The sequence below is a fragment of the Paenibacillus sp. JNUCC 35 genome (assembly GCF_058269095.1).
Genome location: NZ_CM177771.1, coordinates 1,751,991 through 1,766,382 on the forward strand (window position 1 = coordinate 1,751,991; position 14,392 = coordinate 1,766,382).

Annotated in this window: 20 protein-coding genes; 19 read left to right on the forward strand and 1 reads right to left on the reverse strand. The window is 46.6% G+C overall.

All coding sequences use genetic code 11. The features are described from left to right. Positions 1-46: 46 nt before the first annotated feature. From AC2TF6_RS07955 to AC2TF6_RS07975, 5 genes are all read left to right on the forward strand, one after another. Positions 47-394 carry a hypothetical protein gene (locus tag AC2TF6_RS07955; protein WP_491310588.1) on the forward strand — a complete coding sequence of 116 codons (348 nt, stop codon included), beginning with the start codon at positions 47-49 and terminating at the stop codon, positions 392-394. After that, positions 384-734: an immunity 51 family protein gene (locus AC2TF6_RS07960; RefSeq protein ID WP_491310589.1), complete on the forward strand. Its 351-nt coding sequence runs from the start codon at positions 384-386 to the stop codon at positions 732-734. Before AC2TF6_RS07955 ends, AC2TF6_RS07960 begins: the two co-directional genes overlap by 11 nt. A gap of 260 nt (positions 735-994) precedes the next feature. Next, complete coding sequence (locus tag AC2TF6_RS07965) at positions 995-1,669, forward strand: hypothetical protein (RefSeq protein ID WP_491310590.1); 675 nt, start codon at positions 995-997, stop codon at positions 1,667-1,669. A 154-nt stretch (positions 1,670-1,823) separates the two neighbouring features. Next, positions 1,824-2,249, forward strand: a complete 426-nt coding sequence (locus AC2TF6_RS07970; protein ID WP_491310591.1) for an SRPBCC family protein — start codon at positions 1,824-1,826, stop codon at positions 2,247-2,249. Positions 2,250-2,275: 26 nt separating this feature from the next. Further along, positions 2,276-2,353, forward strand: a complete 78-nt coding sequence (locus AC2TF6_RS07975; protein ID WP_491311611.1) for an excalibur calcium-binding domain-containing protein — start codon at positions 2,276-2,278, stop codon at positions 2,351-2,353. Between the two features lie 45 nt (positions 2,354-2,398). Here AC2TF6_RS07975 and AC2TF6_RS07980 read toward each other — a convergent pair whose 3' ends face one another. Further along, positions 2,399-3,001: a stalk domain-containing protein gene (locus AC2TF6_RS07980; RefSeq protein ID WP_491310592.1), complete on the reverse strand. Its 603-nt coding sequence runs from the start codon at positions 2,999-3,001 to the stop codon at positions 2,399-2,401. A gap of 509 nt (positions 3,002-3,510) precedes the next feature. Here AC2TF6_RS07980 and AC2TF6_RS07985 point away from each other — a divergent pair. The 14 genes from AC2TF6_RS07985 (at position 3,511) to AC2TF6_RS08050 (ending at position 14,357) form a co-directional block, all read left to right on the forward strand. Further along, positions 3,511-4,101: a hypothetical protein gene (locus AC2TF6_RS07985; protein WP_491310593.1), complete on the forward strand. Its 591-nt coding sequence runs from the start codon at positions 3,511-3,513 to the stop codon at positions 4,099-4,101. After that, a complete protein-coding gene (locus AC2TF6_RS07990) occupies positions 4,094-4,696 on the forward strand; it encodes a hypothetical protein (protein WP_491310594.1) in 603 nt (200 codons plus the stop codon). Before AC2TF6_RS07985 ends, AC2TF6_RS07990 begins: the two co-directional genes overlap by 8 nt. 646 nt (positions 4,697-5,342) lie before the next feature. After that, entirely contained in the window at positions 5,343-6,044 is a 702-nt protein-coding gene (gene sigK / locus AC2TF6_RS07995; RefSeq protein WP_009673339.1) for an RNA polymerase sporulation sigma factor SigK, read from the forward strand. A 118-nt stretch (positions 6,045-6,162) separates the two neighbouring features. Then, a complete protein-coding gene (locus tag AC2TF6_RS08000; protein ID WP_491310595.1) occupies positions 6,163-6,582 on the forward strand; it encodes a helix-turn-helix domain-containing protein in 420 nt (139 codons plus the stop codon). Positions 6,583-6,776: 194 nt separating this feature from the next. Continuing rightward, positions 6,777-7,292, forward strand: coding sequence for a DUF2569 domain-containing protein (locus tag AC2TF6_RS08005; protein ID WP_491310596.1), 516 nt, complete (start codon positions 6,777-6,779; stop codon positions 7,290-7,292). A 98-nt stretch (positions 7,293-7,390) separates the two neighbouring features. Next, on the forward strand, positions 7,391-7,588 hold the full coding sequence (locus AC2TF6_RS08010) for a hypothetical protein (RefSeq protein WP_491310597.1): 198 nt from the start codon (positions 7,391-7,393) through the stop codon (positions 7,586-7,588). A gap of 227 nt (positions 7,589-7,815) precedes the next feature. Further along, the gene (locus AC2TF6_RS08015) at positions 7,816-9,906 is read left to right on the forward strand and encodes a methyl-accepting chemotaxis protein (RefSeq protein WP_491310598.1); all 2,091 of its coding nucleotides are present in this window, start codon (positions 7,816-7,818) and stop codon (positions 9,904-9,906) included. 58 nt (positions 9,907-9,964) lie between these two features. Continuing rightward, positions 9,965-10,222, forward strand: coding sequence for a NanQ anomerase/TabA/YiaL family protein (locus AC2TF6_RS08020; RefSeq protein ID WP_491311612.1), 258 nt, complete (start codon positions 9,965-9,967; stop codon positions 10,220-10,222). Positions 10,223-10,392: 170 nt separating this feature from the next. Then, entirely contained in the window at positions 10,393-11,124 is a 732-nt protein-coding gene (locus AC2TF6_RS08025; RefSeq protein WP_491310599.1) for a metallophosphoesterase family protein, read from the forward strand. A gap of 23 nt (positions 11,125-11,147) precedes the next feature. Beyond that, positions 11,148-11,672, forward strand: coding sequence for an HXXEE domain-containing protein (locus AC2TF6_RS08030; protein WP_491310600.1), 525 nt, complete (start codon positions 11,148-11,150; stop codon positions 11,670-11,672). Positions 11,673-11,743: 71 nt separating this feature from the next. Next, positions 11,744-12,094, forward strand: coding sequence for a VOC family protein (locus tag AC2TF6_RS08035; RefSeq protein ID WP_491310601.1), 351 nt, complete (start codon positions 11,744-11,746; stop codon positions 12,092-12,094). Between the two features lie 70 nt (positions 12,095-12,164). Continuing rightward, positions 12,165-12,905, forward strand: coding sequence for a YdcF family protein (locus tag AC2TF6_RS08040; RefSeq protein ID WP_491310602.1), 741 nt, complete (start codon positions 12,165-12,167; stop codon positions 12,903-12,905). Between the two features lie 26 nt (positions 12,906-12,931). Then, positions 12,932-13,978 carry a hypothetical protein gene (locus AC2TF6_RS08045; protein ID WP_491310603.1) on the forward strand — a complete coding sequence of 349 codons (1,047 nt, stop codon included), beginning with the start codon at positions 12,932-12,934 and terminating at the stop codon, positions 13,976-13,978. Positions 13,979-14,000: 22 nt separating this feature from the next. Next, complete coding sequence (locus tag AC2TF6_RS08050; protein ID WP_491310604.1) at positions 14,001-14,357, forward strand: glyoxalase superfamily protein; 357 nt, start codon at positions 14,001-14,003, stop codon at positions 14,355-14,357. Positions 14,358-14,392 lie beyond the last annotated feature (35 nt).

Genomic DNA, 14,392 nt, shown 5'->3' on the forward strand with positions numbered 1-14,392 from the left:
AAAAGAGACGCTCAGTTTTTCAACTCCTATGAGGAAGTGTTTTAAAATGAAAATATTCAGTACGGCACCAGAAGGAAATGAATTGGCACAATATGTTGGAGTAGATTATATTAAGTTTTCTATTTCGACAATTGAGAGCGTAACTGATTGGATGAAAAAAAATGATAATATTGCTCAACCACTTCTGGCAAATATCGATTTATTGTTAATGATTTCTCATAAATATACTACAGATGCTAATTTGTTGTTAGAAAAAAGAAAAATACAAGAATGGAAACAGGTTTTTAATGATTGGTTTGCACGTTGTGAAAGCAAAATACCTGCTAAATATAGAGAGGGTATAAAAGAAAAGGGTAATGAACTTTTCAAGGAGTTAGAACAATATGGACACTAATAATTTTGAAGAAACTATTAAACCCTTCTTCTGGGTAGCCCATGAAAGTAGTTTTTCTGTATGTTTGAACGCAGGAAGTTATAAACCGGAAATTTTTGAAACAAGAGAAGATGAAGGCTTTGAGGGAAATGGTTATGATTGGGGATCTTTAGCACAAGTTTTTTTAGATGAAAGAAAACCGCATCTGGCAGAAGATATCAGATTTGATCCTGAAGCAGGAATGTTTTGTGCATATTCTTCAAATCCTGAAAGCTTAAAAGAATTTATTGTAGACTTTAAAAAAGCCTGTGAAGATGATGCTGTAATAAAGGATTTATTTTCAAGAGCAGAATTGGATTAATTCTTATCTAAAATTAAGGGGCCCTAATTTCTCAATAAATATGACACCACACATTATAAGTAAGCGGCTTCGGGAGAACTTGGAGCGTCACACCGATATCCATCGAAGCGATAAGCTGAGAAAAGAAGCCGTCAGCGGCTTCTTTTTTATTTTCCCGCGGGCGGAAAGTGCAGCGGAAAAGTGCAAAATTTTTCCTCTAAAACGAACCGGATTCTGCTATACTAAAAGTCTTGAAACTACACGGGAGGCTGTATCTTTTTATGTGGAATTCGATTGGCATGTTAAGTTTACTCGGTTGTGTCGCTTTGTTCGTATGGGCCGTTGTCGCCGTTATCCGGAAAAACGGAAAAGCCAAAAATATTTTTATGGGGTCCGGGGCCTGTTTCGTGCTGATGATCGTGGGCGCGGTAAATGCGGGACCCGAGAAGCCTCTGAACGTGCCGGTGTCAACGCCTGCCGGTGCCAAAGCGCCGTCTGCGGACCAGACCTCCGTTGTCGCGCCTGAGCAGGGGACGCAGCAGGGCGGGGCATCTGCCGACGAAAACCGGGAAGACGATGCCGATACGGACACCACGATCATCGTACCGTATAAGTCGGCTAAGCCGACCGTGACGCCGAGACCAACCTTGACACCCAAGCCGACGGCAAAAATATCGCCTTCACCGTCCGCTTCCCCGACGGTTAAACCCGCGGCAACGAACACGTCAAAACCGACGGCGTCGCCAACGGCAAAACCGGGAACCACGCTGTCGCCCAAGCCGACCGCATCTCCATCGCCTAAGCCTGCTGCTTCGGCTTCCCCGAAACCGACTACAGCGCCCAAGCCGACACCACGACCGGAAACCGCCAAGCCGACTCCGACGCCGGCGGCTAAACCGTCTACACCTTCGCCGCCTTCCACGCCGAAACCGACTCCGAAAACGTCGAAGGGATGAGGGCGGGAGTTCTCTCTTTTATAGAGGGAGTTTTTAATCTGTTTTTCGTATGAATGATCGGTAATACTGGGTGTTTTTTGAACTATCGTTTCCCATTTGCACAGTGGTATAATTATCGATAGTACAAATCTAATAGAGTGGGGCGGTAATTAGAATGGAAACTGGCGATAAAGTAACAATAACGGTAGAAGCCACAGTTCATGCTCCCGTTGAAAAAGTGTGGGAATATTGGACAGAACCACAGCATATAACGAAATGGTCTTTTGCTTCTGATGACTGGCATGCCCCGAAAGCCGAAAATGATTTAAGGGTTGGCGGAAAATTTCTCACAAGAATGGAAGCGAAAGATGGAAGTTTTGGATTTGAATTTGGTGGAGAATATGATGAAGTCAGAATAAATGAATTGATTTCTTACACTCTCGGAGACGGAAGAAAGGTTACGATCACGTTTATTGATCAAGAAAACAACACCAAGGTAATTGAAGCTTTTGAAGCGGAAGCCGCCAATTCCATTGAGATGCAGAAAGCAGGATGGCAGGCGATTTTAGATAATTTTAAAAAATATAGTGAATCCTTTTAAAGAAATTCGGACTAGAGGTTGACCATATAGTTTCGCCAAAGCGAGAGCCGGATCACAGCTCGAAGTTAGATCGCGATGGCGACGGAGTCGCTTGTGAGAGATAGAAGAAAGGGGCCTCAGCAGAGGGCCCCTTTCTTTAATACTTTGTATTATGAATCGAGCTCGCTCTCTTCTTCTGTACCCTTCCTAATAAGGGTATCAAAAAATTGAGTTTCCGTTAGTTTACCGTTATAAAAAGCACGAGCACTCTCTGTAGTTCCTCCTATGGATTCACTGGCAACATCAGTAAAAATAAAGTTAGTAGTCCTCAGTTTGATAGCTTGCTTCGCTATTTCCTTGATTGCTTCATTATATTCATCTTCGTTTACCAGAAAGAATGCACGGTCATAGATGGCAAAGAAGTTTGATTGACCGGCTCCATCAGTATGATAGCTGACAGAATGAATATCGTATTTCTTTAAATATTTGGCTACCTCATCCAGGCTTTTAAAAGTCGGTGATGCTTCAATTTCCGCCGTATAAGTATTCTGATCCCACTTCACTTCTGCTCCCAGCGCCTCTGAAACGGCTCTCACAGGCAGCATAGTGGTCCCGTCCAAGTTGATTCCTGGTACTTCGCTATTGACGTCATTGCCGTTAACCGTGACCTTGACGATGGCATTTCCTTTGTAAACTCCATTGATGCTTGATGCAGATACGACCCCTGCGAACACACTAAACGCAGCGACAAGCATGATAATTTTCTTTTTCATCTTATGTCTCCATTCTAAATATAGGTACAAACCCCATTTAAGCATATTTTTCCAGTGTGGGAAATGGTGTTATTTTGTCGAATAATCGGTATGTCGGTTCATACCGCTAAATAGTTAATAAGTACTGCTTTCCTTATGGCGCGAGCTTTGAAAATGAACATTTTCTAACTCGAAAGATTATTCGGGAGTTCGGTATTATACGGATGACAAAACGAACCTCCAGCTAGCTGTATAAAGAACGAGATACTACTGACAGTAATGTAGCGTAAGAAATTTACATAAAAACAAAAAGGCCCTCGTGGGTCTTTTTGTTTTTGGGTTGTATAAAGCGGACTCTCCTTTACTTAGATGTACATACTGTATCCAGGATATGTAAGTGAGAAGCTGTTCTCATTTCTTGCGAATAAAAGCTTAAGAATACACAAAATGTGACTATAAATAGAGGACTTGGTCTCTATCCAGAGAAATTTTTACATGGTAATATTATCCTATAACAAGTTGGTGTAAAAATGAGTACGGAAGTGGACATAAGGAATGCTTGGAATGAGCTTGATGATTACCTAACTGAGTTCCCCGAGCGTATTGATCTAGTCTCTGAGATTTTTAAAAATTATGTGTTAATCAATGATACTGAAAGAAGCTTTGGTATTATCTTTAACGATATTACCGGACTGGACTTCGGATATTCATTAGAAATGGCTGTAGCTCTAAAAGATCTTTCTTTTGAGATTTTTGGGGACGTTGAATATAAATATGAACAGTATTTTAGGTTCATAATAGGAATGTATAGTGGTTACTTGTTAAATTTAGCAAACAGCTATACAGATCCTTATTCAATTTCGTCGATTTATGAGATTCGAAACATGATCAGATTTAGCAGAAATGATAAAACAAATTTTGATGTTAGCCTGACAACTAGTACATTATTTTTTACTATGTATCGGATGTCCGGAATTCTTTCTAATACTTTGATTGATGAGTCAAATGCTCGTGGAATCGTTAATTTTTGCGATGATATGATTCGTTCATTTCAAGAAATAAAGGAACAAACTAACAATTACATTCTAAATGACTCTCAAGAGGAACCAATCAATGAGTAGTGATTCGGTACAAATAGAAGCAAGGGCTGAAGCTATTAAAAATTTGAGGATTTTAAGAAAAAATAGCGTTAAAAATAATATAAATGATGCAGATGATCCTTTTAATGCAGTTCTATTAAGACAGCAGGGCAATATACAATCAGTCAATATGGGACATCTAGGCCAGATTGATTTATCAACCATCTATGAATATAAAACCGCGATTAACGAACTCAGATCTGCAATAGATCAAATGGTATCCTATATAGAAGGTGGTGGTCGTATGGACGACATTAAGAAATTGTCTGATACTGTACATGACATAGATAGGCGTTTAGTTAAGACAGAAACTAATATAGATTCTATTGTAAGTACTTTAAGTCGCTTGGAAGCCAAGATAGATGCCTTGCCGTCAAAGGATTATGTTGGTAAGCTTGTTACAGATATTAACGTATCTATTGAAGGTAATAAGACGTTAATTGAGGGGAACAAGACTTTAATTGAAGGAACCAAGACTTTAATCGAAAAAAAACACTCGAAAATAATTACGTGGGTAGTGGGCACGGGGTTTGTTGCAGTTGGTGCAATATTTACAATAATGAAATATTTCAGGTAAAAAAGACCCTCATAAAGAGGGTCTTTTTTATTAATACTCTGTATTATGGATTAAATAGGTGAGGGTGCTGAAATTTCAGCAGACCTCATCGTTCGTTAGGTCATTAACTAAAGTCATTTAAAATGACAGCAGCTTTATAATTCTGAATTAGGTTGTACATCTCTCCACTACGTTGATTCAACTTGGAACTAATTGTCTGTACCGAATCAAATCCTAGTTTCAACTTTGATTGGAAGGTAAGATAATCGTTATAGTTCTTTCCCATAGCATACTTCTCCAATGATGCATATGCTGACTTATAACTATCCAATGAATCTCTAAGGTCGTTGACATACACTTGCAAATCATGAACATCTAAACCGTAATTTGAAGCATCTTTTATTAGGTTACTAATGGGATCAATTGCTTTGTTATAAGAGTCGAAAACCTAATGCATCTACGGTCGCTCCATTGGATTCCGAACAAAACTCTGCCAACAGACAAGGAAGGCAATGAGTTCACCTTTTTGTCGCTGTTCATCCTTTTGAAACCTCCCCTCACCAATTCCGCCCGTACAGGCACAATTAGGCACCTGCCCTCATACAATGAGAAGACCGCAGCCGTTAATCCATGGTTGGTACGGGAATTGGAGCAGGAGGTGTCCTCTTTGCCAGGATTGTTTAGCGCCATTGCTTTTTTCATCAAAGAACTGACACTGCTGGTATCGTACGTCAAGAACAACGCGTTCCCGCAGCCCCTCACCGAGGCGGAAGAAAGCAAGTATCTGCAAAAAATGGCGGAAGGCGATGCCCATGCCCGCAATTTGCTCATCGAACATAATCTTCGGCTTGTTGCACATATCGTCAAGAAGTTTGACAACACCGGCGAGGATCTGGAAGACCTCATTTCGATCGGAACGATCGGCCTCATCAAAGCGATCGAGAGCTTTTCCCCGACCAAAGGGACCAAGCTGGCGACTTTCGCGGCGCGCTGTATAGAGAATGAAATCCTGATGCACCTTCGTTCTCTGAAAAAGACCCGGAAAGACGTTTCTCTACATGATCCGATAGGAACCGACAAAGAGGGAAACGAAATCACATTGATCGATATCCTGGGTACGGAAGCGGATGACGTCGTCGACAAGGTGCAGCTGAAGATCGAGAAAAGCAAGATTTACCGCAACCTCGATATTTTGGACGAACGCGAAAAAGAAGTGGTGGTCGGACGTTTCGGACTGGAGCACGGCGGTGAAGAGCGGACCCAGCGGGAAATCGCGAAGGAACTGGGAATTTCACGGAGCTATGTTTCACGCATCGAGAAACGCGCGCTGATGAAGCTGTATCACGAGTTTTACAAAGCAAAGCGGTGAGCTGGATTTAGCTGTACAGAACTAACCCCTCTTTTTGAGGGATTTTTTTATTTTTAGCTTGTGATACATGTAGCACATGTTGTACTATATAAGAAAAGAGGTTGGGAGGCGTTCTAGATTGACTACTTTAGGAGAAGTACTAAAAAATCTTCGTGGTAAAGAAAGCTTGAGAGAGGTTTCGCAGCGTGCCGGTGTCAGTCACAGTTATTTGCGCTATGTTGAGAAAGGGGTCGATCCTAGAACCGGCGCCGCATTGAAGCCTTCTCCGGAAACGTTAAAGCGTCTGGCCAAAGCCTACAATTATCCCTATCAGCAGCTGATGAATATGGCGGGGTACTCGGGTACGGAAACCGGTGAGGCAGAAACGAACTACCTCTACCTGTTTGAGCAAGAAACGCTGGAGCGTTTTGATGAACTGAGCGAAGGAGATAAGCTGTTTATCGTCTCGCAGTTCGAAAGTTCCGTAAAATACTTTTACAACTGCAATCTTGCTTCAAAAGAAACAGCTTCCGATGACACTTCGGTGGAACGTTCATAAATCATCTGTCTACTACATAAGATCATCACCATAAGATCATCACCGAGCCTGCGTTCCATACGATACCTTGAAAGACCTCGCATGAGGTCTTTTTTTTCTTTAGCATTTTCGACAAAATAACCCCATATTCAATGGTTGCAAAATATGCTTGAATGAACGGGGAAGTAAATTTAAGGAAAAGAGCGGATCGGAATATGGAACCTTTTGTCAGAGATTTAAATCAAAACGGAAAAGAGGTTTATGAGGACGAGTATACGCGACCGGGGATATCGGGATTTGGCGGTTGGTTAATTGTGTTTTCGATCGGGTTAATCCTTACGTTTATCTACGCCGTTTATAGCTTGGTCGATTATGTATGGCCCATGGTTGAGTCAGGGGAAGCTGCCGCTTATTTCAGCGACTACCCGGCTGTGGGCGCGGCTATTTTGGTGGAGACGCTCTCCCATCTGTTTTATGTGGTATTTCCGGTCGTTCTGGGTTATTTATGCTACAAACGCAAACGGCTTTTTAAAACGATGTCCATCGCTTACTTGCTGCTGAGCCTGGCGCTTTCCGCAATTTCTTACCTCGCTTATTCATTCGTCTCCGAATTGGCTCCCGATTTTGTGGATGGGGCCTTCAAAGATTTGATAAGAAACGGGATCACCTGTCTGATTTGGACCTTGTATTTTGTGAAATCGGAACGTGTTAGGAATACGTATGTTGCTTGACGAGAGAAAACTTGGTATGACGGAGCGACATTATGGAATATCAGGAATAGCGGAACTGAATCCGCCTACATATTTTGAATAAACAGGACGGGTGAAGCATGGAAGAAGGGATGTACGGCTGTCCGCTCGTTCAGAAAGCTATTGATGAGGGAGCTTGTTATGAGATCAATTTGGTCGCGGAAAGATATGTAAAGAAGGCTATTCTGGGCATTATTGAAAAACAATATGACATTTGTATAGATGTCAATAAAGCGGATGAGATTTGTCCGGGCTGCATCCACTATCCTTTTGGATAAGGGGACAGGTTTCATCAGACGCGGCCAAAAATTAAAAATTGTCCCCCAACTAAAAACAACCTCTCCGCGGAGAGGTTGTTTCTTTTGGCCTACAAAGAATAGTTCTTTAGAAACAAATTCCTTTAAATGGTTGTCGAATTAAGTGAATTTAATATTAACATTTTGTCTGTTTTTGTCGATGAAATAGGTATCTATTTGGTATACGCCGCTATATGAGGGGGAGCATGATGTTAAAAAGCAAAGCAAAACGGACACGAGGCATACTCGGCAAAATCAATCTAACCGGGTTATTCGCCAAGATCATGCTGATATCGGTTGCTTGTATGACCATTCCGATGTTAATCGCGCTGTGGTTTGCAAGCAGCTCATCGGCCGATTCGCTTGAAGCCGAAGCAAGGCAGTCCATGACGAACATCGTTTCGGAGAAGGTGAACCAGATGGATCTGGCCTTCACCAACTTATCGTTAAGTTCTTCGACGATGGCGAACAATCCTTTTTTGGTCAACACATTCAAGGAAATTAAGAAAACCGGCAACCCGAAATCGGAAAACGCCGCCACGGCATCCGCTTATCTCGGCAAGCTCATCACGGACGCGAACGGCTTGTACGAAAATATTTATGCCGCGTACAACAGCGCGATCGTATCGGATGGCATCGGCGGACAATCCGTCGGCATTGATATCGGCGTGGCCGATCTCGACAAGTCCCTCCTGGAAGGGATGAAGAAAGGTCCCGTCTTGTTCGGCCCCGTTCAATCTCCCGTAACCGGAGGACCGATTATGGCGCTGCTGGCGCATATTCCGGACGGAAGTACGGATGCGATGCCATCCATCGTAGGGACGGCGGTTGATCTGACCAAGCTGTCAGCGAATATTGTCAAGTCCACGGAGGAGGGCAACGTCAAGACGTTTATGATCAATGCGGCAGGAGTTCTCGTCGCTTCCGAAGACGGCAAAGAAGTGCTGAAGTACGATATGACCAAAGCGGAAGGAGACGTACCCGCATTTTTCAAGGAGGTAAGCGCGAACAAGAAGGGAGTCGGGTATTTCACGCTGAACGGTCAGCAGCAGATCGCTTCCTACGCTAAATCGTCCCTGCAGGATATGTTCATTATTTCCTTCAAGCCGGTCGATGAGTACATGCATAATGTTACGGCTCTGCAAAAAGGTCTGGGCATCGTCATCATCGGCAGCATTCTCGTATTTGCGGCCATTCTCGTGCTGCTTTCGTACCGGATTACGACGCCGATTAAAGTGGCGACCGGGCACTTGAAAGTGATCGCGGACGGCGACTTCTCGCATCCGGTTCCGCAAAAATATATGAAGTCGAAGGATGAGACGGGCGTTTTGATGCAGTCCATGCACACGATGCAGGCCTCGATCAGCGATACGATCCGCACCGTTGTGGAAGAGTCGGATAAGCTCGGCAGTTCGGTAACGGCGGTGAGCAGCCATTTGACGGAGCTGAACGGCCAAATCCAGAACGTGTCCGGCACGACCCAGCAAATGGCCGCCGCCATGGAAGAAACGGCCGCATCGACGGAAGAAATGAACCATTCGTCCTCGAGCATCCGCCAGTCCGTCGACCGGATTGCGGACAAAGCGAAACAAGGCGAAGAGGCTTCGAAGGAAGTCAGCAAGCGGGCCGAGGATTTGCGCGAGACCGCTGTCGCATCGTCCGAGCGGGCTGTCGAAATCGGCCGGCAAATGCGGGAGAGCCTGGAGAGCGCCATCGAGCAGTCCAGAGCCGTCGAGCAGATTCAGGTGCTCGCGAGCTCCATTCTGGAGATTACGGCTCAAACCAATCTCCTGGCCCTGAACGCCAATATTGAGGCGGCGAGAGCCGGGGAGGCGGGCAGAGGCTTTGCCGTTGTGGCAGGGGAAATCCGCAAACTGGCCGAGGTATCCGGACACTCCGCGAACCAAATTCGCGAAGTCGTCCAAATCGTCACCTCTTCGGTGCAGAATTTGAAGGCGAACTCCGAAAGCATGCTCACCTTTATTGATACGACCGTCATCAACGATTACAACGCGATGGTCGAAACGGGCCAGCAGTACTACCAGGACGCGGAATTTTACGAAAAATTGCTGGGCGACTTCAACGCGACCGCGCATGAGCTGAGCCGGGCGATCGAGGATATGGCGCTCATGATCAACGAAATTTCGATTGCCAACAACGAGTCTGCCGCCGGAACGGGAAATATTTCGGATCAAGCGAGCGTTGCGATGGACAGTTCGGACAAAGTGCTGAACATCGTGGAAGGAACACGGGAAAGCGCTGAGCAGTTGAAGCAAACGATCTCCAATTTCAAAATATGACGATCCCGCAGAAGCAAAGGCGGAGAAACACGAGCGCTATATCGACGTTCATTACGTTCTGGAAGGGACGGAAACCGTCGGATGGTCGGCAGATGCCGGAGAGAGCGCTGTAACGGAGCACAATCCGGAGCAGGACTATACCCTGTTCGAAGCCCCCGCGGAAGAAGAAAGGTTCCGGCTCATCCCGGGCATGTATGCGGTATTCTTCCCGGAGGACATTCACCGGCCCGGTTTGAGGAGCGGAGACGGGGAACCTGCTTCTCTGATCCGCAAAGCGGTGTTCAAAATCCGTACAACCTTGTTTGAAGAAGCCTGAACGAAAGACTGTGATGAGACATCATTGCAGTCTTTTTTTCGTCTATTTCGTCTAAGGAATGAAAGATTGTTTGGGAGGGAAAAGAAGGAAGCCGCCGCGGGCGGATCGAAAGTAGATACAACCCAATACAGAGAGCAGGTTAACCTGCCGGACTTACGGAGGACAAACGTGTGGACAAAATAGCGATCCTGTCAGACATTCACGGAAACATACCGGCGCTGGAAGCCGTGCTGGAAGATATCCGGCGCAAAGACATTACGAGAATCTTTTGCCTGGGTGACCTGATAGGCAAAGGACCGCATGGCGATCGGGCGGTCGATCTGATCCGCGAGCACTGCGAGGAGGTTGTGAGCGGGAACTGGGACGATTTCATCACCCGGGAAACGGAGATCGAGGATGTGAAGTGGCATCAGAACGTGCTCGGGGAAGAGCGGCTGAAATACTTGGCGGGACTGCCTTTTTCGCTCGAATTTTATATGAGCGGCAAATACGTCCGGCTGTTCCACGCTTCGCCCCGGAGCCTGTACGAGCGCGTGCAGCCGTGGGACGAGCCGGAGAAGCGGCTTTCCCTCTTCGAATCGTCGGATAAATGCCGGGAGCAGATTCCCGCCGATATCGTCGGTTACGGCGATATACATAACGCGTATCTCCAGCATTTGTACGGCAAAGTGCTGTTCAATGTCGGAAGCGTCGGAAATCCACTCGATCTGACCCAGGCTTCCTACGTCGTTCTGGAGGGCAGCTTCGATTCCCGGACGGCGGCCCCTCTTGAAATCCGGTTCGTAAGAGTTCCTTACGATATCGAGCGCTCAGTCGGCCAGGCCGTGGAGTCGGGCATGCCGGCTCTGGATGCTTATATCAAAGAACTTCGTACCGCGAGATACCGGGGCATCAAAGACTAGAGTAGACGGGGGAACCTATGCTCATGGACGATTATCTTTCGCTGAACGCGGTCGTCTGGCTGTTCCTCGCGGCGTTTATGATTCACGATTTCGAAGAAATCATTTTTGTGGAGTCGTGGATGAACAGAAACTACGCGAGGCTCCGGCCGAGAGTCCCGGGACCGGGACAAAAATTGTTCAAGGACATGTCGAACGTGAAATCCTCGCAGTTTGCCGTGGCCGTGTTTGTTGAATTTATTCTTTTTATCCCGGTTACGTATTTGGCTGCCGAGAGGGGAATTTGGGCCTTGTTTATCGGGATCAATGCGCTCCTGTTCGTGCATGTATTTACCCACCTGGGACAGTCGGTCCTGCTGAGATCTTACACACCGGGTGTGGTGACCGCCGTCGCGGTAAGCCTGCCCTACTCGGTTTATTTGTTTTACAGGCTGCTCCGGGACGGAGCGGCAACTTGGCAGGACCTGCTGACCTGTGCGCCGCTGGGGCTGCTTTTGCTGCCAGTCGTGCTGGCCGGGCATAAGCTCGGGAAGAAGGTCGTGCCGGATTAAGAGCGTGAATACGGCTGCAATTAAGCTGCCGCCATCTCAAATCAATGCTAGATCGAATAGGAGGAACGAAAATGAACAGTCCCATCCAAAATAAGATTCTCACCGTCTTTATCCCGGTAAGCGATATTGAACAAGCGGCGAGCTGGTACTGCAAGATACTGGGCCTTCCCGCAGACGGCGAGGTACTGTTCGGCCACTTGTATATCCTGCCGATGCAGGGGGCGGGAATTGTGCTCGACAGTAAAATTTACTCGCCGGAGACGGTATTCAAAGCGCCGGTGGTCCAGTTCGCCACAGACGATATCGAGCGGTCCTATGCATATATGAAAAGCCTTGGCGTCCGGCTGGTCACGGGAATCGAGAACGGGCACTGGTTTAACTTTACGGACCCGGACGGGAATCTGCTTATGGTCTGCAAGTAAACGTTACCGGTACAGATTTCGTCCGGAAAATCGCCGGTTATAGGCGGGGAAGATTAAGGAGAACCGCGACATGAAGAGATGGTCTGGAATCAGGAAAGCGAAAGTGGCGGACGTGTTGTTGGTGCTGACATTTTTGAGCTCTCCTTTTTTGTTTAGAGGACGGTTCGGGATGATGCTTTTTTGCACCGCAGTCGTCCTTCTCCTGATAATCAGGAGGATTGATTTTAGCAAGCGTGTGAGGCTGCGAAAAACGCTGTGGGCGGGCTCGCTGCTGATCGTCCTTTCTTTTGCGGTCGTGGAATCGTTCGTGGTCTCGCAAATGGGCGCCGACGAAGCCGAAACTTCGGGAGCGGACACCGTCGTTATTTTGGGATCAGGCCTGAAAGGATTCGAGGTGTCGCTCACGCTTCAGCAGAGACTGGATGCGGCGCTCGCTTACGTTTCCGGGAAGAAGGACATCACCGTGGTCGTATCGGGCGGTCAAGGACCGGGCGAGAATGTGCCGGAAGCGGTGGCTATGAGGGACTACCTGGTGAAGAAAGGAATCGCGGAAAACCGGATTCTTCTCGAAAGCAGATCGACAAGCACCCGCGAAAATTTGTGGTTTACCAAAGCCGTTTTGAAAGAAAAGGGCATCCACGATCCGAAGATTCTCATTGTCACAAGCGACTATCACATGTACCGGGCCAAGCTGCTGGCGAAACGGGAAGGCTATGAAGCGTACGGCCTTTCGAGCCCGTCACCGGCGCATCTCAAACCGATTAATATGATCAGGGAATACTTCGCCATGATCAAGACATGGGTAAGTTGATTCGGGGAAAGGGGGTGGGATAACAGGTGTTCGAAGTCAAAATAAAGAAGCTCGGTTTACGGCTGGATGAACGTATAGTTGATACGAAACCTTTGTTAAAGTCGATGAAATTCATCGTTGTCACGGAAAAAGGGAATCTTTATACGCTGGATACCGTATCGGATTCCATTGAACGGATTTGTTCCGTCCAGTGCCCGGAAATAAATTTCGAAGAACGCGTGACACTTGCGATTTCCGTTCAAGAGGAATTCATTTCGGTCGTCAATACTTATGGGAAAAGCGGAGTAATTGTGGATATAGCACAAAAAAAGGTCCTCCGTCCGTTCGAGAGAGACGACTATCATTTCGAACAGTCCATATTTCCCGCGGTTTTTCTGGAAGACAACAATCGCACCCTGTTTGTGCATGGTACAAAATGGAACCGGCTGGACATTACGGACATTCATAGCGGAGAATCTGTAGTCCCCAGACCGGATCCTTATTCTGTTACCGATGAAGGCGGCTCTAGTGAAGCGGAGCATCTTCTGGATTATTTTCATGGACAGCTGCTCGTATCGCCTGAGGGCGACTGGATAGCGGATAACGGCTGGATATGGCATCCTACCGGTTCCGTTACCGCGTGGAACGTTAAGAAATGGTTAACGGAAAATGTTTGGGAATCCGAGGACGGGGAAAGCAAAACGACGCTTTGGTGGGGCAAATACGACTGGAACGAGCCTATTTGCTGGATTGGAAAAACAAAAATCGGAATCATCGGGCGTTACGATCCCGACCTGTTGGCGGGAGAGGAAGAAACGCCCCTTTCCGAGGATTTTCTTATAAGAATCCTGGATGTCCGTGACGGGAAGGAGTCGATTTCCTTTAAAATTGCCTTCGGCGATCTGTATTATGATGACTATTTGTACTGCACATCCGCTGAGAGCGGCTTCAGAATTTACGATTCCGGAACGGGAGAGGAATTGTACGTCAATTCGGGCTTATCCGCATCGGCCTATCATCCCGGGGTCAGACAATTTCTGAGTTTGATCGACCGGGAAATCAACGTTTTTACGGTTACGGAACGTCCTGAATAACACTTACGGAGGCGTCAACGAAATGACCTTAACGGGAATAACCCCTATTTTGCGCATGTTCGATGAAAAGAAAGCCAAACAATTTTATGTGGAGTTTCTGGAGTTCACGCTGGATTGGGAACATCGCTTCGAGCCCGGCATGCCTCTGTACATGCAGATTTCCCGGGATGAAATCGTTCTTCAACTCAGCGAACATTACGGAGATTGCAGCCCCGGAGCGGCGCTCCGGATTGCGGTTTCCGGCGTAGAAGATCTGCAGAAGGTGCTGATCGGCAAAAATTATCCCTACGCTAAGCCCGGGATCGAACTGACGCCCTGGAAAACAAAAGAATGCACGGTAACCGACCCCTTCGGGAATAAACTGATTTTCTTCGAATAAGAGAATAGGCTGCGCATTAAAAAACGTCCGGTTGC